The organism is Chryseobacterium sp. OSA05B (assembly GCF_019970065.1).
GTDB lineage: Bacteria > Bacteroidota > Bacteroidia > Flavobacteriales > Weeksellaceae > Chryseobacterium.
Genome location: NZ_JAHXYH010000003.1, coordinates 586478 through 609011 on the forward strand (window position 1 = coordinate 586478; position 22534 = coordinate 609011).

The 22534-nt window shown below is 37.0% G+C and carries 23 protein-coding genes; 15 read left to right on the top strand and 8 right to left on the bottom strand.

What is annotated here, in order from left to right; translation table 11 throughout:
* Positions 1 to 4: 4 nt before the first annotated feature.
* Genes LC419_RS14865 through LC419_RS14875 form a run of 3 tightly spaced genes read left to right on the top strand, consistent with a single transcriptional unit; the run spans position 5 to position 2923 of the window.
* On the top strand, positions 5 to 607 hold the full coding sequence (locus LC419_RS14865; protein ID WP_223608101.1) for a phosphatase PAP2 family protein: 603 nt from the start codon (positions 5 to 7) through the stop codon (positions 605 to 607).
* 9 nt (positions 608 to 616) lie between these two features.
* Positions 617 to 1114: a BlaI/MecI/CopY family transcriptional regulator gene (locus LC419_RS14870; RefSeq protein ID WP_223608102.1), complete on the top strand. Its 498-nt coding sequence runs from the start codon at positions 617 to 619 to the stop codon at positions 1112 to 1114.
* A gap of 18 nt (positions 1115 to 1132) precedes the next feature.
* On the top strand, positions 1133 to 2923 hold the full coding sequence (locus LC419_RS14875) for a DUF4153 domain-containing protein (protein WP_223608103.1): 1791 nt from the start codon (positions 1133 to 1135) through the stop codon (positions 2921 to 2923).
* Positions 2924 to 3242: 319 nt separating this feature from the next.
* Here the strand turns inward: LC419_RS14875 and LC419_RS14880 are convergent, their stop codons facing one another.
* Positions 3243 to 3611 carry an RNA-binding protein gene (locus LC419_RS14880; RefSeq protein ID WP_034727704.1) on the bottom strand — a complete coding sequence of 123 codons (369 nt, stop codon included), beginning with the start codon at positions 3609 to 3611 and terminating at the stop codon, positions 3243 to 3245.
* 308 nt (positions 3612 to 3919) lie between these two features.
* Between LC419_RS14880 and LC419_RS14885 the strand changes: the two genes are divergently transcribed.
* From LC419_RS14885 to LC419_RS14910, 6 genes are all read left to right on the top strand, one after another.
* Entirely contained in the window at positions 3920 to 4123 is a 204-nt protein-coding gene (locus LC419_RS14885; protein ID WP_034727699.1) for a helix-turn-helix transcriptional regulator, read from the top strand.
* A 56-nt stretch (positions 4124 to 4179) separates the two neighbouring features.
* The gene (locus tag LC419_RS14890; RefSeq protein WP_223608104.1) at positions 4180 to 4590 is read left to right on the top strand and encodes a DUF6157 family protein; all 411 of its coding nucleotides are present in this window, start codon (positions 4180 to 4182) and stop codon (positions 4588 to 4590) included.
* Positions 4591 to 4685: 95 nt separating this feature from the next.
* Positions 4686 to 5078 carry an acyl-CoA thioesterase gene (locus tag LC419_RS14895; RefSeq protein ID WP_223608105.1) on the top strand — a complete coding sequence of 131 codons (393 nt, stop codon included), beginning with the start codon at positions 4686 to 4688 and terminating at the stop codon, positions 5076 to 5078.
* Entirely contained in the window at positions 5075 to 5635 is a 561-nt protein-coding gene (locus tag LC419_RS14900; RefSeq protein ID WP_223608106.1) for an AraC family transcriptional regulator, read from the top strand. The genes LC419_RS14895 and LC419_RS14900 overlap by 4 nt, the downstream gene beginning before the upstream one ends.
* Positions 5636 to 5911: 276 nt before the next feature.
* A complete protein-coding gene (locus LC419_RS14905) occupies positions 5912 to 8770 on the top strand; it encodes a heavy metal translocating P-type ATPase (RefSeq protein ID WP_223608107.1) in 2859 nt (952 codons plus the stop codon).
* A gap of 6 nt (positions 8771 to 8776) precedes the next feature.
* The gene (locus LC419_RS14910; protein ID WP_223608108.1) at positions 8777 to 9505 is read left to right on the top strand and encodes a DUF72 domain-containing protein; all 729 of its coding nucleotides are present in this window, start codon (positions 8777 to 8779) and stop codon (positions 9503 to 9505) included.
* Positions 9506 to 9509: 4 nt separating this feature from the next.
* On the opposite strand, the gene LC419_RS14915 is transcribed toward LC419_RS14910, so the two are convergent.
* Positions 9510 to 10334, bottom strand: a complete 825-nt coding sequence (locus tag LC419_RS14915) for a carboxypeptidase-like regulatory domain-containing protein (protein WP_223608109.1) — start codon at positions 10332 to 10334, stop codon at positions 9510 to 9512.
* Between the two features lie 267 nt (positions 10335 to 10601).
* On the opposite strand from LC419_RS14915, the gene LC419_RS14920 reads away from it, so the two are divergent.
* From LC419_RS14920 to LC419_RS14940, 5 genes are all read left to right on the top strand, one after another.
* Entirely contained in the window at positions 10602 to 11468 is an 867-nt protein-coding gene (locus LC419_RS14920; protein WP_223608110.1) for a polysaccharide deacetylase family protein, read from the top strand.
* A 160-nt stretch (positions 11469 to 11628) separates the two neighbouring features.
* Positions 11629 to 12288, top strand: a complete 660-nt coding sequence (locus LC419_RS14925) for a YggS family pyridoxal phosphate-dependent enzyme (RefSeq protein ID WP_223608111.1) — start codon at positions 11629 to 11631, stop codon at positions 12286 to 12288.
* A gap of 56 nt (positions 12289 to 12344) precedes the next feature.
* On the top strand, positions 12345 to 13529 hold the full coding sequence (locus tag LC419_RS14930; protein ID WP_223608112.1) for a sigma-54 dependent transcriptional regulator: 1185 nt from the start codon (positions 12345 to 12347) through the stop codon (positions 13527 to 13529).
* A 105-nt stretch (positions 13530 to 13634) separates the two neighbouring features.
* Positions 13635 to 14993, top strand: a complete 1359-nt coding sequence (locus LC419_RS14935) for an MATE family efflux transporter (RefSeq protein ID WP_047453427.1) — start codon at positions 13635 to 13637, stop codon at positions 14991 to 14993.
* A 188-nt stretch (positions 14994 to 15181) separates the two neighbouring features.
* Positions 15182 to 16009 (top strand): GLPGLI family protein, encoded by an 828-nt coding sequence (locus tag LC419_RS14940; protein WP_223608113.1) that lies wholly within the window; start codon positions 15182 to 15184, stop codon positions 16007 to 16009.
* 44 nt (positions 16010 to 16053) lie between these two features.
* Here the strand turns inward: LC419_RS14940 and LC419_RS14945 are convergent, their stop codons facing one another.
* The 3 genes from LC419_RS14945 to LC419_RS14955 form a co-directional block, all read right to left on the bottom strand.
* Positions 16054 to 16599, bottom strand: a complete 546-nt coding sequence (locus LC419_RS14945) for a hypothetical protein (RefSeq protein ID WP_223608114.1) — start codon at positions 16597 to 16599, stop codon at positions 16054 to 16056.
* Positions 16600 to 16609: 10 nt separating this feature from the next.
* A complete protein-coding gene (locus LC419_RS14950) occupies positions 16610 to 17110 on the bottom strand; it encodes a GNAT family N-acetyltransferase (RefSeq protein WP_223608115.1) in 501 nt (166 codons plus the stop codon).
* A gap of 222 nt (positions 17111 to 17332) precedes the next feature.
* Positions 17333 to 17899, bottom strand: a complete 567-nt coding sequence (locus tag LC419_RS14955) for a Crp/Fnr family transcriptional regulator (RefSeq protein ID WP_223608116.1) — start codon at positions 17897 to 17899, stop codon at positions 17333 to 17335.
* Positions 17900 to 17977: 78 nt separating this feature from the next.
* Here LC419_RS14955 and LC419_RS14960 point away from each other — a divergent pair, with 78 nt between their 5' ends.
* Entirely contained in the window at positions 17978 to 18667 is a 690-nt protein-coding gene (locus LC419_RS14960; protein WP_223608117.1) for an HAD family hydrolase, read from the top strand.
* 10 nt (positions 18668 to 18677) lie between these two features.
* On the opposite strand, the gene LC419_RS14965 is transcribed toward LC419_RS14960, so the two are convergent.
* The 3 genes from LC419_RS14965 to LC419_RS14975 form a co-directional block, all read right to left on the bottom strand.
* Positions 18678 to 19127 (bottom strand): hypothetical protein, encoded by a 450-nt coding sequence (locus tag LC419_RS14965; RefSeq protein WP_223608118.1) that lies wholly within the window; start codon positions 19125 to 19127, stop codon positions 18678 to 18680.
* 51 nt (positions 19128 to 19178) lie between these two features.
* The gene (locus LC419_RS14970) at positions 19179 to 19892 is read right to left on the bottom strand and encodes a hypothetical protein (protein ID WP_223608119.1); all 714 of its coding nucleotides are present in this window, start codon (positions 19890 to 19892) and stop codon (positions 19179 to 19181) included.
* A 65-nt stretch (positions 19893 to 19957) separates the two neighbouring features.
* Positions 19958 to 22360 carry a prolyl oligopeptidase family serine peptidase gene (locus LC419_RS14975; RefSeq protein WP_223608120.1) on the bottom strand — a complete coding sequence of 801 codons (2403 nt, stop codon included), beginning with the start codon at positions 22358 to 22360 and terminating at the stop codon, positions 19958 to 19960.
* Between the last annotated feature and the right edge of the window lie 174 nt (positions 22361 to 22534).

Consider the following 22534-nt stretch of genomic DNA (forward strand, 5'->3'; position numbering starts at 1 on the left):
GAACATGGACGAAAAACAGCCTTCACTGGTACATAAAATTTCAAAAGTCATCTCAGATTTTTTCAATCCGCTTGTTTCTTTATTTATTTTCTTTATCTATATGAGTGTAAGAGAATACTCCTTCAAGGATTCTATTCTTTACTTTGCACCTATATTATTAATGATTATAGCTCCTGTTGTGATATGGCTGGTATGGAATGTAAAGACCGGAAGATATACCAATATGGATGTTTCAGACCGTGTACAAAGGAAAACGCTGTACATCTTCATCGCGGCATGCGTTGTTGCTTATCTGATTTTCAATTATTTCAGAAACGGATATATAGATCTTGTCATGCTCTTTATCCTGATCTTGATTTTCACCATGCAGATCAGTAATTTCTACATTAAAAGTTCAATGCATACAGCTTTTAATGTATTTGTAGCAGCCTTATTTTTTACCCTGAACTGGAAAGCCGGATTGGTATGGCTGGGCATCGCTGCTTTAGTGGGACTGACAAGGATTATTTTAAAAAGACATACGGTAAAGGAAGTATTTATGGGTGCCGGAATAGCATTTGTGGTATCTTTTATTTACCTTTATTGCAATATACAATTTCAACATTAAGAACAATCTATGAAAATAAATCATCTTACCGCTGCTGAGGAGAATTTTATGAAGCTGTTTTGGAAGCTTGAATCTTTTTATCTTAAAGACATCATGGAGCAGCATCCTGAACCGAAGCCGCATCAGAACACCGTGTCCACCTACCTGAAAATATTAGTGGAAAAAGGCTATATCACGACTCAGAAAGAAGGAAGGATCTTTAAATATACGGTAGTCGTTCCCTCTGAGGAATACCGGAAATTTCTGTTAAAAGAGCTTTCCCACAATTTTTTCAATGACTCAGGAAAGGAAATTCTGGATTTTTTATTCAACGAAAAATTAATATCCCAGGACGACCTGAAGAATTATTTTGATCTTAAAATAGAGATCGTTCCCGCAAAAACGGAAGAACCTAAATTTGAGTACGCAGAAGAGATCTTAAATCCTAAGAAAGTTAAAAAAGTGAAAGCAAAAGACAAGGAAAAGGAAAAGGATAAAGACAAGAAGAAAAAAAAGAAAAAGGATTAGTCATAAAATACACACATCATGAAAACGAAATTCCAGGAAATAACCGGAAAAGCGCAGGATGTCATACTGCGTTATCCTATGGTTTTAGTCATGGCCCTGCTCTCTGCTGTCGGGGCTATTTTGGTGGTGAACAATAGATATGGCAAGGAGTTTTTCTTTACCCATTCAAAATTCATTGCCTGCTGCTGTCTTGGAATTTCTTTGATGTTTGCTTTAAAGATTCTTTCGCAAAGGATTGGAAAAAGATTATTACTGGAAGTATTGGGAACCGTCTTCCTGATAGGCTTTTTTTTCATTCTGCCCTATAAAGAAAAAGATTTTACAGAAGTTCATGGCTTCATCATTGCCATTACCTTTCTACTGTCTCATTTATTGGTTTCTTTTGCCGCATTTTTAGAAAAAAATAAAGAACTTAATTTCTGGCAGTACAACAAGAATCTTTTTGTGAATATCTTTCTTACAGCAGTATTCACCGGAGTGCTTACCGGCGGCGTAGAGCTCGCGATCTTGGCTGTAGATAAACTATTTGATTTTAATTTCAATGACAACCTTTATATAGATACCTTTTACGTCTTAGCGATTTTCGGAAGCTGTTTTATTTTTCTGTTATTCAATGAGACGGGCTTAGGCTACCTTGAAAAGGACGGGACTTATCCCGTGATCTTAAAATTTTTCACCCAATTTGTCCTGATCCCCCTCCTTTTCATTTATCTGATCATTCTTTATATCTATTCATTTAAAATAATCCTCAACTGGGAACTTCCGCGCGGCTGGGTTTCTTATTTGGTACTGGCCTACAGTATTGTTGGAATCCTTGCATTACTGCTGGTTTATCCGCTTAAAGAAGAAAAGGCGAAATCATGGGTGAAAGTATTTTCAAAACTGTTTTATTATACCATCATTCCACTCATTATTTTGTTATTTACAGCTATATTTACAAGAATATTAGAGTATGGATATACAGAGCCCAGATACTTTGTATTGTTACTGGCTTTGTGGCTGCTGAGTGTTGTTGTTTATTTTATTTGGAATAAAAAAGCAAGCATAAAATTCATTCCGATCAGTTTATTTGCATTTGGTGTTTTTTCCTTGATTTTTCCTTATTTTAATGCATTCAGCGTTGCAAAAAGAAGTCAGAAAAATGAATTGATAGCTCTGCTGGAAAACAATAAACTTTTAATAAATAACAAGATCAATTTCGAGAAGAAAATTTCCGATATGCTGGTTGACGAAATTGCCAATAAATTTGGCTTTCTGGCGGAAAGAAAACAAAAAGACTTTCTGCTTAATCTTGTCGATCCCAAGACAAAGAATCTCTTAGCCAAGGATTTTGAAAGTCCTACTTCCTGGGGAATCAACAACAGCATCAGAAATGCATTTACGCATGTAGATAAAATTTCAAATGTTTCCAAGTTTGAGAGACTTGTTTTGGAATCTGAAACGAAAGTCACTCCTATTCAAGGCTACCAGTACTTAATCAATTTTAACAGCTACAATCAGGAATCAAGCAATATCAATGGAGACACATTTCTGATAGATAACCAGAAAGATAATAACAATGCACGAACTATAAAAGTAGTTCTCAATGCTAAGGAAGCAATAGATTTTAGCTCAGCAATGAACGCATTATTCGAAAAAAACAAGGGTAAAACAGAAACCGTACGACTTAAAGAGATTTCTATGGAAGGTGACCTTGGTAAATACCACATCAAAATTATTTTCCCAAATATTTCGAGAGAGAAAGCCTCTTACAATAAGCAATACAATATCTTCTATGAGGATGCAGTCCTGCTGATCAGGGAGAAATAGATACAAGAGCCGTTTCATAGCTGTGAAACGGCTTTCTTGTTTTTAGTAGCATTCTTAATTCAAAGAACTAGTAAGTCCGCACTCTTGCATCCCGTAAGGCTACTGAAAAGACAATGCAGCTTATTAAGTTCTTCCTTAATACACTTGTTTAGTTAAAATCAAGATTGATTGTGCCTTTGTAATCTTTAGAATATGTGCTGTTAAGTCAAAATTTTTACTTCAAAAAATCTTCTCAATATTATTATTGCAAAAAAATATCCCTTTCTAAAAAGGGATAAATAATGCATAAAAAAAGCGGCTAAAAAGCCGCCTTATATTTTTACCAACGATTTCCGCCGCCGTTACCACCACGGTTGTTTCCACCACCGTAGCCGCTACCGCCGCCTCTATTGTTGTTTCCTCCGTAACCTCCTCCTCTGTTGTTGTCAAAGCTTCTTCTTGGCTTTTCTTCTCTTGGCTTAGCTTCAGATACGTTCAACTCTTTTCCGTTGAATTCTTTCTGGTTAAGAGCTTCGATAGCTTGCTTTCCTTCTTCATCACCCATTTCTACAAAACCGAAACCTCTTGAACGGCCAGTTTCTCTGTCTGTAACGATTTTAGCTGATGATACATCACCAAATTCTGCGAATAGATCGTGCAACTCATATTCTTTAGTTGCGTAATTGATGTTTGAAACAAAAATGTTCATTTTAAATAAAAATTAAATATTAATAAAAATTTGATATATAAGAGAAAAACAACATAAATTAATGAACAAATATTGATTCCAAATATAAACGTATGCAAGATACAATTAATAATTTAAAATCAAAGTTTTTTTTCAAGTATTTCTCACGTGATGTTGAATTTACAGCCATTTTTTATTAATTATCATCAACTAAATATTGTTATTCAATAAATTTTTACCGAAATTCGCTTAAAGTTAAAGTTAGTTAACATAATAAAGCAGTTCTGCAATCCCCGCCCGAACAGCAATTATAAGCAAATATAATCACTATGCCTATTATAATAAACCTTGATGTGATGATGGCAAAGAGGAAGATGTCACTGAATGAGCTTTCAGAAAGGATCAATCTTACCCTGTCCAACATCTCAAACCTAAAGACCGGGAAAGCCAAAGCAATCCGCTTCAGCACCCTGGATGCTATCTGTAAAGCACTGGATTGTCAACCGGGAGATATTCTGGAGTTCCGGGAGTAATATGACTTCCGATAATTAAATCATTTATTAACAAAACCACTTTACATACAATATATATGATACATACTACCAATTACACCAATACTTTCATAGAGATCGCTGCAGACTGCCCAGTATCCCAGGCTCAGACACCTCCCGAAAAGAAAACAAAAACATTAGCGAACCTTCAGTATGAGCAGATCATAAAAGAACCCTACCAGTATTCTTCCGATGATATTGTTTTTGAATGCTATGCTGTAAAAAATGATATTTCGGATAGTGAAAAGTCACAGGCAAGAATTGATTTCTTCTCTAAAGGTCAGCCCTGTCTCAGATGCTCCCCTTTGGCCAAACGCTACGGATTCGGAATCCATCACAATGAGACTGGTAAGGTGGCTATTTTTCCGGTTGAAAGTGACGAATATCAAAAGTTTTTAAGTGATGACACGGTGAAAAAAGTAAAAGCCATGCGGTCCAAGAAAATATGATTGAGAAAATGAATCATTTCCTTCAGATCAGTAAATACAGTTTCCTTGATAAACCCAGTTTTTAACACTAAATTTGTGAAGCAAATTATTAAAAGATGAACTACCATACCAGAAAATGGGTAAAACCCGAAGACCTGAACCCGAATCATTCTCTTTTTGGAGGAAGACTTTTACAGTGGATTGACGAAGAAGCCGCATTGTATGCCATTATCCAACTGGAAAATACAAAAGTCGTGACGAAATTTATTTCAGAGATCAATTTTGTAAGCTCAGCCAAGCAGGGAGACATTATAGAAATAGGGATTGAGGCGACAAACTTCGGTTCTTCTTCCGTGACCTTAAAATGTGATGTAAGAAATAAAATGACCCACCAGACCATTATCACAGTAGATAAAATTGTCATGGTCAATCTGGACAGTGAAGGAAATCCTGCACCGCACGGAAAAACACAGATCGAATTCGTAAAAGACAGATTGAGCAAACCATGAAAATTTTCATTAAAAACATGGTGTGCAACCGCTGTATTTCCGCAGTAGAAAAAATATTCAGTGAGGCAGAGGTGAGCTTACGTTCTGTCACATTGGGAGAAGTCGAGACTGAAACGGATATTCCTGCAGAAAAAATGCTGGTTATAGAAAAAAAGCTTCTCGAAACAGGCTTTGAAAGGATCATGGATTCTACCCATCAACTGGTTGATAAGATCAAAAACATGATCATTCTAAAAATCAGTGAGCTTGATATCGATGAAGATTTTCTTTTTTCGGAATTTTTAAGTTCAAAGATCTACAAAGATTACAGCTCCCTTTCCAAAACCTTTTCTCAAAACGAAAATATTACACTTGAACAGTTCTTTATCCTTCATAAAATTGAAAAGGTAAAAGAGCTGCTTCTTTATAATGAATTTACCCTCACCGAAATTGCCGGAAAACTAGGCTATAAAAGTGTTCAGCATCTTTCTTCCCAGTTCCGGAACATTACCGGCTTTACTCCTACAGAATTCAAAAAACTGAAGGATCATCAAAGGAAAACTCTGGATAGCTTCTGAGTTGGAAAGTCTTAGAGTCGGAGGGTTTGAGTGTGGGAGAGTTGGTGCGTAAAGGTGTGTTAAATCCCACTCCTCAATTACTACAATATCAGATATTCTTAGACTCTCCCCTTATACACGTATCCTAAAACTTACACTCCGCATCCCGAAACTCTCTAACTCTCCCACACTCCAACTCCCAAACTCAGTTCCGGCAAAATTCTATAACTATTATCCTTAAATTTATAACAGCTTTAGCCATTGATTTTGGACATTTGTACTATAAATTCAAGGATCATGAACAGACAATATAACATACTCGGAATGACGTGCTCCGGTTGTCAGAAAAAAATTTCTGAAAAACTCAACAGTGTTGAGGGAGTAACAGCCGATGTCAATCTGGAAACCCATACCGCAACCATCACTTCCGATAATGAGATCGAACTTTCAGTTTTAAATAATGCTTTAGGAGATAAATACAGACTGGAAGATCCTAAGAAACCCGAAACTGCATTTGTAAATCCTCAGGACAGGGTTTCACCCTCTTCAGTATATTATTGCCCGATGGAATGTGAGGGGGAAAAAGTATATTTCAAACAGGGCGAAAGATGTCCGGTCTGCAAAATGTATCTGGTTCCCATTGAGGAAAAGCATGCAAAAGACCCGAATCATAAGCCAACCTATTCCTCAACTCATCTTCCGGAAAATTTTAAAGACAGTGTAGGAAAACATTACTGCCCAATGTTCTGTGAAGGCGATAAAGTGTATGATGAAAAAGGCGACTGTCCGGTTTGCCATATGCATTTAGAAGAAATCACAGAGGATTTGGCTAAAAATGCAGCTTCTCACAATCACCAACAGGCTCAATCCCATCATCATGATCACAGCCATCATCATGAAGCACCAAAGGTCACCGATGATATGGCAGGAAAGTATTACTGTCCGATGTATTGTGAAGGGGACAAAACGTATGATTCCAATGTAGGATGCCCTGTCTGTGGAATGGACCTGGTGAAATACCCGGAAAAGAAAACCGCAAAATACACCTGTCCTATGCACCCGGAGATCATTCGTGACGAGCCGGGAGACTGCCCAATCTGCGGAATGGATCTTGTAAGAATGCCCGACAGTGAAGGTGATGAAGAGGATGAAACCTATAATATTTTAAAAAATAAATTTTTCACTTCTCTGGCGTTTACCGTTCCGGTTTTTATTCTTTCCATGGGTGGGATGTTCATTAATTTTCCTTTTTCTCACAAGATACAGGGATTCATTGAGCTTGCTTTTACCCTTCCTGTTCTGTTTTATTCAGGATGGTTCATTTTGAAAAGAGGCTGGGTTTCGTTTAAAACATGGAACTTAAATATGTTCAGCCTGATTGCATTAGGCGTTGCTGCAGCATTTATCTTCAGTATTGTGGCGTTGGCTTTTCCGGATATCATTCCTCATGAGATCAGAGGGCATAATCATGAGATCCCCTTGTATTTTGAGGCTGTCTGTGTGATTTTAACGCTTGTCATATTGGGACAATTAATGGAAGCTGCCGCTCATAAGAAAACAGGGAATGCCATCAAGGAACTGATGAATCTTTCTCCGGATGAAGCCAATCTGATCGTTAATGGAGAAGAAAAAAGAGTACTGCTTTCTCAGGTGAAAATCGGAGACCTTTTAAAAGTAAAACCGGGTGAAAAAATTCCTGTTGACGGAAAAATCACCGAAGGAACTTCTTTGGTAGATGAAAGCATGATCACCGGAGAACCTGTACCTGTAGAGAAAAGTATTGACGACAGGATTTCTTCAGGTACCATCAACGGGAATAAAGTATTCATCATGAAAGCTGAAAAAGTAGGTGATGAAACGCTTCTTTCCCAGATCATTAAAATGGTGAATGAAGCCAGCCGAAGCAGAGCACCAATTCAGAAGCTAACTGACAGGGTTTCCAAAGTTTTTGTTCCTGTTGTGATTCTGATTGCGGTTCTGACGTTTGTTCTGTGGCAGTTTTTCGGACCGGAAGGAAAGAGAAGTTTATTTGCTTTCGTGAATGCCGTGGCAGTTCTAATAGTAGCCTGTCCGTGTGCACTTGGTTTAGCAACACCAATGTCATTGATGGTAGGAATCGGGAAAGGAGCCAAAAGCGGTATCCTGATCAAAAATGCAGAAGCACTGGAACAGATGCACAAAGTGAATGTTCTGATTACAGATAAAACCGGGACATTGACAGAAGGAAAACCCTCAGTACAATATATTGAAACTTCAGGAAACGGCGACAAAAATGAAATTTTAAAACTGGCTTTTTCCCTTAATCAAAACTCGGAACACCCGTTGTCCAATGCGGTGATCAAAAAAGCAAAAGAAGAAAATTTAACGGCTGAAAAGGTAGATCAATTTGAAAATATCTCAGGAAAAGGAGTTCAGGGAAATATCAATGGAAAAACGGTTTATTTAGGAAACGAAAGTCTTCTGATCTCCAGCAACCTTTCCATTTCGCAGGAGTTAAAAGAAAAAGCAGTGGAAGTACAGTCCAAGGCACATACTATATCTTATATCGCGCAGGATAAAAAGGTGTTAGGTTTCATCAGTTTTACCGATAAAATCAAGGAGACTTCTAAAAAAGCAGTTCAGCGTTTGATGAATGAGGGAATTGATGTCATCATGATGACGGGAGACAATGAACACACAGCTAAAGCGGTTGCCGAAGAATTGGGAATTAAACATTACAAAGCAAGCTGTCTTCCGGAAGATAAACTGAATGAGGTGAAAAAACTTCAGCAGCAAGGTAAGATCGTAGCGATGACCGGCGATGGGATCAATGACTCCCCTGCTTTAGCCCAATCCAATGTAGGAATTGCAATGGGAACCGGAACCGATGTCGCCATGGAAAGTGCGGAGATCACGCTATTAAAAGGTGATATTTTAGGAGTAGCAAAAGCGAAACTGCTAAGTGAAAAGCTCCTTAAAAACATCAAGGAAAACCTGTTTTTCGCCTTCATCTATAATGTACTGGGTATTCCGGTAGCGGCAGGATTATTGTATCCTTTCTTTGGAATATTATTATCACCCATGATCGCAGCAGCAGCAATGAGTGTCAGTTCACTGTCTGTTATTCTGAATTCACTGCGCTTAAACTCTGTGGATCTGGATGCTGATATAAAATAGAAAAACATGAAAAAAGGAAGTCTTTACATTGGATGTTCGGGATTTTATAATAACGACTGGAAAGGGTCGCTATATCCCGAAAACGCCCAAAGTAAAGACTTTCTTACTTTATATTCCGCAGTTTTCAATACGGTGGAGATCAATTCTACCTTTTATAGAAAACCTACCGCCAAAACACTTTTAAAATGGCATGATGAAACACCAGACGATTTTAGGTTCTTCATCAAAATTCCGAAAGCTATTTCCCATGAAAAACGTCTGAAAGAGGCTAAAGAAGATATATCAGAATTCTGCACCCATATTCAGACCCACTTACAAGAAAAGCTTTCAGGGTTTCTGTATCAGTTTCCGCCTTCCTTTAAAAAATCGCAGGAAAATATAGATCTGATTGTAGCCAGCCTTGATCCTACTTATGTAAATGTCATAGAATTCCGTCATGAATCCTGGTGGACTGATGAAATTTTCACTCTTTTAAAAGATAATAATATCATTTTTTCCGTGGTAAGTTTTCCCGGAAACCTTCCTGAAGACATGATCATTAATCATTCTGAAATCCTCTATTACAGGCTCCATGGAAAACCGGTCCTTTATAAATCCGAGTACAGCTCAGAGTATATTGATGCTCTTGCGGAAAAAATCAAACAATCAGAAAGAAAAGCCTTTATATTTTTTAATAATACCTGGGGAACTGCTGCGATTAAAAATGCGCTGTATCTCAAGAAAATTTTAAAATAATGATTTACTTCTCTATTAAAACATCCACATTAATGGAGGGCTCTCCTGCTGAGAACTTTTTCCATTCTCCGAAATAGTTTCTGTAATAGGTATTTTTAGAAAACGCAAAAATATTTCCTCCCAAAAAAAGTCTTCCTTTAAAATCTTCAGAAGCCCGTACGGAAACAAAAAAATCCCCACTCAGCCAGATGCTTTGATCATTCAGATCCAAAGATACGGTATTTTCCAGGATGTCTTCTTTCGAAATCGTGAGTTTAAGTGTTTCATTAACCACCGATTCTCCAGGAAAATCACCAGCAGATTTTTGAATATCGAAGATCAGTGTAACAGGCTGTTCAATCTCAAAATAAACGAGATTAAGATTGATCTTTTTTACCTTTAATTTTCTTTCGTTTTTAATCTTTATTGCGTATTCCCTGAATATTTTTTTCAGATCCTGAGAATCATACCCGCAATACATTCTTTTTGAATTTCTGGTTCCAAAGTTCTTTTGAGTATATTTCTTTGGAATAATGTTCACATTTTCAATTTCAACCGCTTTTTTACTGAGTGAAATATCATATTTCATTAAAGCTTCAAAATCTGAAATCTTCATGTGAAAAGGCTCATAACCGTTGACATCAACTTTCAGTATCCTGTTTTTATCGACACCTGTAAGATCAACAACATATTTTCCTTCCTCATTCGTAATACTTCCGGTATCTTCATTTTCGATTCCTATTCTGGCATCTGCAACAGGGTGATGTTTTTCAGAAAAAATAGTTCCGGAAATCTTCTGAGCTGATAAGTTGGCTGTAGCCAGAAGAATAAGTAGATATTTAAAATTCATCAAATAAAATAATTCCCCAATATAGGAAGAATAAGAAAACTTCAATACAAATAGAAAAAATAAATGGATTCAGTATTTATAAATGTTAAAATTAAAGAATACAAAAACATAATCCTCAAACCCTTTACTTTTACCCTAAATATGCTTTAAAATAAAGTCCTTAAAATAAACTTAAAAAGTAAAAATTTAACAAATGATGGCATATAATTTGTTAACATTTCAGCATTATTTTAACGATTTTTAACTATTTAAATCTCCATTATCTTTATGAAAAAAAAATTTGGGGAAAAGTCAAGAAATATGACTTTTCTTGGGTTGACTGCATTGATGAGTGCGGCTTCAATTGTATTCAACAGCTGTAATAACAAAACCGATGTGAAAGAATCTGCTCAGATTACTTCACAGGAACATCCCACCGTACAAACGGTCCCCCAAATAGATGATGAGAGTGTAGAAACCGATAAAAGAATTATCTATCTTACTTTTGATGACGGCCCCAATCAGGGAACGGAAAATCTTCTTAAGATCTTAAACAAGAGAAACGTGTGTGCCACTGCCTTTCTGGTAGGAAAACATGCCTATGGAAGTAAAAGACAGAAAGATGATATGGAGCTTCTAAAAAGCAATCCTCTGATCGAGCTGGCCAATCACAGCTTTACCCATGCCCATAACAAATACACAGACTTTTACAAAAATGCAGATGCAGTTGTCCGTGATTTTGACATTGCAAAAGACAGTCTTAAGCTTTACGATAAAATAGCCAGAACTCCAGGCAGAAATATCTGGAGACTGAATAATATTAACGTTACGGATATTAAAGGCTCAACCGATGCCGCCAACGGTCTTAGAAAAGCTGGCTATAAAGTAATCGGATGGGATCTTGAATGGAGACCTTCCCAAAAAATGACGTTGAAAGGCAGCCACGAAGCGATGATCAAAAAGGTAGACAGCATCTTCCTTAACGATCTGGAAAAAACATCCAGACACCTGGTCTTCCTTACGCATGACCAATACTTGAGGGATGCAGATTCCATCAATGAACTGGATATGTTTATTGAAAAACTGCAGAAGAGCAACAAGTTTGTGTTCAGGAAGATCTCGCAGTATCCGAAGATTAATGATATACTTAATTAATATAATAATCTAAAAGTGTAACAATCTGACAATGTAAAAGTATAACAGTGTAATAATATTATGGTCGGCTAACAACTAGTAAATAGTACACCAGCAACTGTCAACAACAATTTTACAGATTCATTAGTTTTTTCCTTTTATAATTCAGAAATTTGCATTTATGGGTATTCAAGAAAATTATACAGCGATAAAAGATCAGTTACCTGCAGGGGTTCAGTTGGTAGCGGTCTCAAAAACACATCCGGTCGAGGCTGTTCAGGAAGTTTATGATCTGGGGCAGAAAGTTTTTGGTGAAAACAAAGTTCAGGAGCTTATGGAGAAGTATCCGCTACTGCCTAAAGATATAGAATGGCATCTGATCGGGCATCTGCAGACGAATAAAGTAAAGTATATTGCTCCGTTCATTGATACCATTCAAAGTGTGGACTCTGAGAAACTTCTTGCAGAGATCAGTAAGGAAGCAGCTAAGAATGACAGAATAATTAAAGTCCTGTTGCAGGTGAAAATTGCTGCAGAAGAAAGTAAGTTCGGACTTGAGATTGATGAGGCCAAAGCTCTGTTTCAAAAATATATTGACGGAGGTTTTTCCAGTGTTGAAATTACCGGCTTGATGGGAATGGCCACATTTACGGATGATAAAGATCAGGTAAAAGAAGAATTTTTAATTTTAAAAGGGCTTTTTGATGTATTAAATCAGTTAAAAACACTTAAAACATTATCTATGGGAATGAGTGATGATTTCCCTTCTGCCATTGAATGCGGTGCCAATTCCGTGAGGGTTGGATCTGCTATTTTCGGGAGAAGAGATTACTCAAAATAGTATATTTAGGTATGGTTTTTGCTAATAATTGAATCAAAAAATCTAAATTTGCAACTATGCAAAAAATCCTTATTGTAGAAGACGAAAAAGCAATCTCGGGAGTATTACACAGTATCCTTTCTGATGAACTTACCGAATACGAATTTGTTATCGCTGAAGATGGCCTTGAAGGCTACAAACAGATAGAAAAAGAAGATTTCGCATTGGTGATCTCCGATATTAAGATGCCTAAACTTTCCGGAACGGAACTTTTAAAGCAAAGCATGATCTTGAAGCCTGAAAGCACATTTATCATGATCTCGGGTCACGCAGATATCGATTCCGCGGTTTCCTGTTTAAAGGAAGGGGCTTACGACTTCATTTCCAAACCTATCGACATCAACAGACTGATTACAAGCGTGAAAAATGCTTTGGCCAAAGAAAGTCTGAAAAAGGAAAATAAAAATCTCCAAACTGAAAATAAGACCTTAAAAAGAAAAGTCAACAAAAAATACCAGATGATCGGTGATTCTCCTGCTTTGAAAAAAATTCAGGACATGATCGAAAAAGTAGCGGTTTCCGATGCCAGAGTTCTGATCACAGGACCGAACGGGGCGGGAAAAGAATTGGTAGCTCATGCGATTCACAACCAAAGTGAGCGCGCAAGAGGTCCGATGATTGAGGTAAACTGTGCGGCTATTCCATCTGAACTTATTGAATCTGAACTTTTCGGACACGTAAAAGGTTCTTTTACAGGAGCTATTAAAGATAAGCAGGGAAAATTTGAACAGGCCACCGGAGGAACCATCTTTTTGGATGAGATCGGAGATATGAGTCTTATTGCTCAGGCTAAAGTCTTGAGAGCATTGCAGGAAAGCAAAGTTTCTCCTGTGGGAAGCGATAAGGAAATAAAAGTTGATGTAAGAGTGATTGCAGCAACCAATAAAAACATGCAGAAGGAGATTGAGGAAGGGAAATTCAGGGAAGACCTTTACCACAGGCTTTCTGTGATTGAAATCTACGTTCCGCCATTGGATGACAGAAAAGAAGATATCAAATTATTAGTAGATCATTTTTCCGGTATGATTGCCGATGAACATGGTACTGCCGTGAAAAAATTTGATGATAAAGCGATTGATGCTCTTAAAGTGCTTTCATGGACTGGAAATATCAGAGAACTGAGAAATGTGGTGGAAAGATTAATTATTCTTGGCGGAAATTCTGTTTCCGAGGAGGATGTTGCAAGTTTTGTAAGGAAATAATTTAATTGAACATTAAATATATTATAAAAATTTGCAGTAGCCCTACTGCAAATTTTTTTTTTGCCCTTTTTTAAGTATTAAACTATATATGAATCATAAAATAAGATGAGCTTTTTAAACAAAAACTATACGAAAGAATGCCTGACTCTGGCTCTACCTGTAATGCTTACGCAGGTGGGGCAGGTCTCAGTGAATTTATTTGACAATATTATTGTCGGAAAACTTTTAGGTGCAGATGCCCTTGCTTCGGTTTCATTGGGAAATGCTGTATTTTTCTCAGTGTTTGTATTGGCGCTGGGGTTTTCATTTGCTATTCCTCCGCTGGTTTCCGAAGCACACTCCAAGCAAGACCACGGAACGATCAATTCTGTATTCAGTCACGGATTTGTGATCAATATGTCGGTGGGAATTATTTTAATGGCAGTTTTACTTTTAGGGATGCCACTACTCTACCATTCCGGACAGCCGGCGAAGATCATTCCTAATACCGTAGACTTCCTGGGCATTATGGCGATCAGTATGATCCCGTTTATGGCTTTTCAGACGCTCCGTGAGGTTTCTGAAGGACTTTCCTATACCATAGGGGTAACCAAGGCTACCATCATCGCCAATATCATCAATATTGTCCTGAACTATGTTTTGATCAAAGGAATCTGGATCTTCCCTGAGATGGGGGTAAAAGGTTCGGCTTTAGCAACACTGATTTCCAGAATATTCATGGTGGTTTTCCTTTATGTTGTATTGGTAAAAGAGAAAAAAACAAGACGATATATTAAAGATTTTTCTTTAAAAATCCAGGTGTTCTCCAAAAATATGTTTGATAAAATGGTGAAACTGGGTCTGCCTACTGCTTTACAGATGTTCTTTGAAGTAACGGCTTTCGCAGGTGCGGCCTTTATCTGCGGACTGATCTCCGCTCACGATATTGCTTCTCATCAGATCGCCTTGAGTATGGCCTCATTCACCTTCAACCTTTGCGTAGGATTCAGTGTGGCATCAACGGTGATGATCGGAAGAAAGCTTGGTGAACAGAATTTCGTTGAATTAAGAAAAGTCGGGATCAATAACCTGAAGATATCCTTTATTTTCATGTGTATCTGCGGATTGTTCTTTGTTCTGGGAAGAAATATCCTTCCGACTTTCTTTACTAAAAAAGAAGAGGTTGAAGTGATTATGCTGGCTTCAAAGCTAATGATTATCGCTGCTTTATTCCAGCTTTCGGACGGGATTCAGGTAACGGCTTTAGGGATGCTGAGAGGTCTTCAGGATGTAAAGATTCCATCGATCTATACTTTTATCGCGTACTGGGTGATTACAATTCCTTTAGGATATTTCCTGTGTGTCACTTTAAAAATGGGTGCTTTCGGAATGTGGATCGCTTTAGGATTGGGACTTACCGTTTCAGCGGTTTTCCTGGTGAAACGATTTCTCAATATGTCTGCGAAGAGGATTAAGCAAAATTAGAGAATTGGAAGCGGGAAGAGGGAGGATGGAAGTTACTATTGGTTTTTTTTATTTCTGAATAACGACTCTACTTCCTCTTCAGTATTTCTAATATCATAAAAAAATTAATAAAAAGCTGCGCGAAGTCTTCGACTTCGCGCAGCTTTTTTTATTTTTGGTCCCTCAATTAAACAGAATCAATAAAAATCATGAAAAAAATTATATGCCTGCTCGCTTTATATGCAGGTTCATTCTATCAGTCACAAACCAACAGATTTATTTATGAACTTCATTACAGAAAAGAAGGTTCCGAAGATTACAGACAAAATCTTATGAATCTTGATATCAGTCCGAAATCTGTCAAGTTTTATGATAAAAAATTTGCAGACTATGATTCCATCAATAAAAACGTAAACAGGTCTGTATCGAGGTACAGTACCAAAACTGATCAGGTTATTGAAAGAGCACCCAATTCATTTAAAAATAAATGGTACAGGGACTTTTTTGACTATTTTGTCGTGAATACCAATGATGAAATGACCTGGAAACTGCTTCAGGAAACCCAGCAATATAACGGTTATAAGCTTCAAAAAGCTACCACCGATTTCGGGGGCAGAACCTGGAATGCATGGTTTTGTAATGAAGTGAATATTAAAGAAGGTCCGTATAAATTCAGAGGACTTCCCGGCCTGATCTTTATTCTGGAAGACACGGATAAAAATTTCATTTATAAACTGATCAGCAATAAAAAACTGGACAGTGAATATGATACCAAAGAATTCGTAGAAACCCATTACGGAAAACCTGCTATCCCCATTTCCAACGGAAAGTTCAATAAGTACGTCGAAGATCTCTACGAAAACCCTACAAGGATGTTATCGGAAAGTATAAAAAACGGTCAGAAAACTTCTTTTAAGAACGAAAGTATAGAAACGATTGAAGAGCTCAACAGCAAAAGAGACATGCTTCAGAACGGTATAAAAAGCCGCTATATTTATATTGAAAGGGATAAGGAACCTTCCTTTAAAACTAAATAATAAAATGACTCCGGCGAAGTCTTCGACTTCGCCGGAGTCATTAATCAAATTATAATTCCTCCATATGCAAAATAAGTAAGCTTTGCTCCTTCTACAAATTCTTTAAAACTTGTATTTTCATCTGCATTTTCATTTCGAAGTTCAAAATAATATTCATCCGGATTTACCTTACCCCTAAGAACATATTCTACGCTATCTTTTTTGGCATTGTTATTTTGAGGAAAAATCCAGAATTTAAATCTCTTGGTTTGAGAATTTGTACTTAATAGAGGTAGTTCATCCATGCTAACAATTTTTAAAACAGGATTTCCATTAATCCTCATTGGGTCCAATAATCCATTTTCAAAAATCAATTTCAATTTTTCATCTAAGTATTTTGGGAACTCGATAACCTTAACTACATCAATAACTACTCTATCCTTTTCCATCTTAACCTGAGATCTTAAGTATGTAGGATATTCCTGTTTCTTATATTGAGTCTCAAAATGTTCTTTTGCAGCGTGATACTTTCCACTGTTGATATTTTCTGTTTGTGCATTTCCTTTAACCGCAAAAAATACAATGGATGCAATCGTAAATAATTTTTTCATCATATCAAAGTTACCCAACCCTTTTACCCAAAATCGTCAAACTCCTTTCTATCCCGTCCAGAACCGCTACGTCGGGAAACATTCCCCAATCTTCAAACTCAAAATGTCTGAAAAGTTTCAAACTGGCTTCATTATGAGAAAAGATAAAGCCGAGAAGTGTTTTTATTCCTAAGCCGGGTGCCCGATCGATGCAGTATTCCATCACTTTTTTTCCAAAGCCTTTTCCTCTGCATGATTCATCCAGATAAATACTCATTTCAACCGTCCCGTTGTATGCCGGTCTTCCATAAAATGAAGAAAAACTTACCCATCCCACCGTTTCATGATCATTTTCAATAATCCAAAGCGGTCTTGTTTCAGGATTGTGTTCTTTAAACCATTCTTTTCTGCTTTCTACAGAGACATTTTCCGTATCGGCAGTCACCAGTCTTGAAGGGATGGTCGAATTATAGATCTCAACTATCTTTTCTAAATCGTTCAGGTCAGCATCTCTGAATTGTAAGTCTTGCATTTTTATAGGTGCGGTTTTATTTTTCTACAAAAATAAGAAGTTAAAAACTTTAAACGTAGAGATTCATTCAGTAATTGTAACTAATCTTGGGATGGAAGTTACTATTTGGCATTCATTTAAACAACCGGGTGAAATTTAGTAAAGTCTCTTTAACAGAAAAAAATTACTGGCTGCCTTTTCGCACTCAATAACTTCCTTCTTCCACCCTCCATCTTCCTTACCCTATTTATCCAAATTCTTCAGCGTCCTGTTCAGACTCCTCACCGTAATTCCCAGGTAAGCCGCCATATCTTCTTTTGAAATTTCAATACTCTCCTCCTTCTGCAGTTCTAGAAGTTGGGCCAAAGTATTCTCAGCAGCATACAACTGTTGATACGAAGCTCTTTTAGAAGTATTCACAATCCGTTCAGCAAAAGCATCCAGCAGGAGATTATTCAGTGAAAGATCATTTTTGATTAAAGATTTGAAGTACGGTATAGCAACAGCATAAACGGTTACGTCGGTCAATGCTTCAATGCTGCAAAGACAGGGAATATTACGGATCTGTTCTATTTCGCCGATGATCTCCCCTTTTCCCAGAAATTCAACAATATAGTCTTTGTCGTTTTCTTCCACTAAAAAACATTTGGTAATGCCTTCTTTGATGAGCATTATTTTAGAAGGATTTTCATGCTGGGTTAATATCCTTTCCCCTTTGGAAAAAGATCTTATGATGATATCTTCCTTACGTTCCTGCTTTTCGTAAAGATCTTTTAGATAGTTTAAAAACAGCTGATTAGTTCGTAACATATTTATATCCGGGACAAATGTCCTTTGGTGATTGAATTTTTATACTGAATTTTGTTGGGAGAAAAATACAAAACTAATATGAATAATCACATAACGACCATCGCCTTTGATGCAGATGATACCCTTTGGATCAATGAACCCTATTTTCAGGAAGCCGAAAAGGAATTCTGTGTCCTGCTCGAAGATTTTCTGCCACAGCATTCCGTATCTCAGGAATTATTTAAAACTGAAATGCAGAACCTTCACCTGTATGGTTACGGTGTAAAAGGCTTTATGCTCTGTATGATCGAAACGGTGAGCAGAGTTTCCGGTGGTACAGCGTCGATGCAGTTGATCAACCGGACTATTGAAATCGGCCAGGAACTTCTTCAGAAACCTATAGAATTATTGGATGGTGTTACTGAAACATTGGATTCGTTAAAAGGAAAATACAGACTGGTAGTCGCTACAAAAGGAGATCTGCTGGATCAGGAACGAAAACTTAAAAATTCAGGACTGCAGGAGTATTTTCACCATATCGAAATTATGAGTGATAAGAAAGAAAATGATTATCAAAAGCTGTTGAAACACCTGGACTGCCAACCTGAACACTTCCTGATGCTTGGAAATTCTATCAAATCAGATATTCTGCCGGTCTTGGAAATCGGAGGTTTTGCGGCACATATTCCTTACCATGTGACATGGAGTCATGAACAGCATGACCATCATCTGGAACATGACCATTTTATGGAACTGAAGAGTATTGATGAAGTGTTGAAGTACTTATAAAAATGCCTGCTCAAATGAGCGGGTTTTGTTTTACTCTTTGGTATAGGTTTTCTACTTCAATATTATTTTTCCATCCTTCGGATTTATACATTGAGATAATAATCATTTTTTCAAATTCAGCTAATGTTCGGGAACCGCCATTTACCGTTGCTCCTTTCCACGGACTCTCGTTGTCCGGAATCACATACTCGATCCTGTATTCACCATAATAGCTAGACTTAAACGCATTGATAACTACATAATAATCTGAATCCTCATGATCGTTATTAAATAAAAGCAATGATGCATGAGAAGTTAATCCGTATAAAACAGTTTCCTTAAACATGGTATTGATGGATTCCAGAACTTTCAGCATTGGAGTTCCGCCATCACCTATTTGATCTTCAGGTTTTGGAATAAACTCTTTGTAAAACTCTTCCAGTGTTAACTTCTTTTGTTCAAAACGTCTAACTATTGGCATAGTAAAAATTATCAGTGGGAAATTAAAAATTATAGCATTATTTTCATCAGATTATTTACCGCTAAACTTCAAGTATTTCTTTATCTCTTTAGAATTATACTTTTTTTCGAAGTAAGCCAGTTTATCATAATATTCCGGATGTTTTCTTTTTATGAAAAAATATGACTCAGTAATCAGTTCTACCAAATTCTGTGGTGAAGACGGATTATCAAGTACCATCCTGTCAAATTTTATTAAAACTGAATCAATTTCTTTCATCGTCCATTTTGATTCCTTAGTACCAAATAGCTGGATGAAATTTAAAAGCTCATGCTCAGTTTTAATACTTGCTTTATGCTTCCTGTAAACCTCTGTCGCTTTTATATTATCTTTTTCCCAAAAAACCATCTTGTAAAGTTCATCTGCTAAATGTGAATTTGATCCTACACAACCTTGAATGATACTAATGGGTTCATTATTTTTCAGATAAGAGTCAAACAGTTGATCCAATATTTTAAGCTTTCTATTAAAAACAGAATATGAACCATAAGTCTTAGCTACAGGATTTCCATTAAAAGCAATATATTCCACTTCTTTATCTGAGGCCTTTTTATCAATCTCAACAAACAATTTATAGACTTCGCTTTCAGATCCTCCATACCCAATGGCAGCCGATTCAACCCGCTTACTTTTTGATAATTCGTCATACAATTTGTTGATTTCAGGAGATAATTGCCCAAAACCAAAAGCAGGAATAAAAAATAATAGACCGATTATTTTCATCATGGTTATTATAGAAAAGGAATTGAAAAGCCCGTTCCAATCATGAACGGGCTTTCTATAAAATTATTTTATTTCTTCAGACACTTCTCAAGGAACTGATCCTGTTCCCATAAAAGGTGTAAGATATTTTCTTTAGCTACATAACCATGTGCTTCTTTCGGAAGAAGAACCATTTTTACAGGAGCTCCTAAATTTTTAAGAGCCTGGAAATACCTTTCCGTCTGCAAAGTGAAAGTTCCCGGGTTATTGTCCGCATCACCATGAACCAAAAGCATTGGTGTTTTCATCTTGTCTGCGTTCATGAACGGAGACATCGTATTATAAATTTCCGGAATATCCCAGTAATTTCTCTGCTCGCTCTGGAATCCAAATGGAGTCAACGTTCTGTTGTATGCTCCACTTCTGGCAATACCACATGCAAAAAGCTTGGAATGAGTCAATAGATTGGCAGTCATAAAAGCACCATAAGAATGTCCTCCTACAGCCACTTTTTTCTTGTCAATATATCCTAACTGATCCACCGCGTTGATCGCCGCTTCAGCGTTTGCTACCAGCTGTGGAATGAAAGTATCGTTCGGCTCTGTTTTTCCTTCTCCAATGATCGGAAATGCAGCGTCATCCAGCACCGCATAGCCTTTCGTAGTCCAGTATACGAAAGATCCGTAGTATGGGAACGTAAAGTCATTCGGGTTCTGGGTATTCTGACCAGCAGTATTTTTATCCTTGTATTCCGTTGGATAAGCCCAGATCAGTAAAGGAAGCTTTTCCTTCTTAGCTTTTCTGTCGTAATTAGCAGGCAGATAAAGCGTTCCCGTTAAAGTAACACCGTCATTTCTTTTGTAGGTGATCACCTCTTTGTAAACATCTTTAATGCTTTCAAAAGGGTTAGCAAATTGAGTTACTGCTTCTGTTTTATTGGATTTAATATTCTTTTTAAAATAGTTCGGATAAAGGTTTGGAGACTGTTGAGTCGTTAAGATTTCACCTTTCGAAGCATTTAAGATATCAATAATCTCTTCTTTACCATTCTTAACGTTAGAAGTGTATAATCTTTTCTTTTTAAGTGATTTCACATCCATTTCGTCGATAAAAGGATGCTGTCCGTCTTTGGTAAATCCGTCTCCAATAAGATAGGTCTTTCCTCCTTTCATATCAATGACATATCTTCCATACTGGTTTTTCGTAGTATTAAAATTCCCCGGGTCACTGTAGACATCCTGATAATTTCTGTCATCAAAAATCTTAGATTCACCGTTATTAAGATCCACCAGGTAAGATTTTGTATTCCTAGTATCATACCATCCTTCAGAAACTACGGCATAATGATCATTGGTCCAGCTTACGCCTTCATACCTCTGTTTTGTCTTAAAGAATGATTTTGGAGCGGCAGTAAACGGTGCTTCCCATGTAAAGATCTCATCTCTGTATTCAGCAGGTTTAGACTGGTCACCTCCATCCAGTGCCTCAGCAAATAATAAGGTTGCCGGTGCATCGCTTCTCCAGCCCATGCTTCTTTTCCCTTCTCTGACAGATGAGAATCCTTTCGGCATGATTTCATTCAAAGGAACATCGTTCACTACTTTTACCGCATTTCCTTTCATATCATAAACGGTAGCTGTCAGCGGGAATCTGTTTAACGGAACAATATAGGAGAATGGTTTTTTGATTACAGTTGCCATTAAGTAGTTCCCATCCGGAGAAAAGCTTAAACCTGAATACATGTCCTGGGCTTTTACTTTTTTAAGGTTTCCACTAAGATCTACGTTATAAATTTCAGAAGCCGTAAGAACCTCAAAGTTCTTTTCATCCTGAGGATTTTTTAAAAGATCCTGATACGTTCTGTTCTGAGAAACTTTACCGTCTGCCGTAGAAACGATAGGTCCCGTAGGAAGATCTTTGCTGGCATCAATCAGAGCAGGTCTGTTCTGAGGAAGCGTTCTGATCAGGATGCTCTGAGAATCATTATACCAAACGTAAGGCGATCCTAAATTGGCATTCAGATTATCAGATGTGATTTTTTTAGCAGAAGCTGTTTCCATATCTACTATCCAAAGTTCTACTCCTTTTGCAGTAGTATTGGTAAATGCCAGTTTCTTTTCGTCCGGCGAAAATGACGTGTATGTAATTTTAGCATTAGCAGGAAGGTTGCTTACCTGAGTTTCATTTTTATCATTGATCTTTCTGATCTTCAGATTATTCGAATAGGTCGCACTGCTTGAAATATTGGTAACCGGATTGATCCTTAAACCGGCAAGTTTCATTTCCTGCTGGTTGAGATCTTCCAATGTTTTATAGGTTGGACGGTATGTGAAAACCACCCAGTCTTTTTTGCTGTTCATGAGAACGCTTGGGGGTCTTTCGTAGTCTGCCAGTTTCAGAATCTCAGCAGAAGGTTTTTGATAAGTAATATTCTCCTGGGCATCATAGAAATTGAGAAATGCCAGAAGGCAAATTGTCAGTTTTATCTTCATATAAATTCATTTTCTACGAATGTAGTGATTTTTAGAATATAACTAAAACATGTAAATTTAATACCCGTTATTGTGATATAATTAAATAATTTTATATTAGCATTATCAAATAATCAAAATACTTACTATGAAAAATTTAAAGAAATTATCTAAGGGAGATTTAAAGGAGATTAT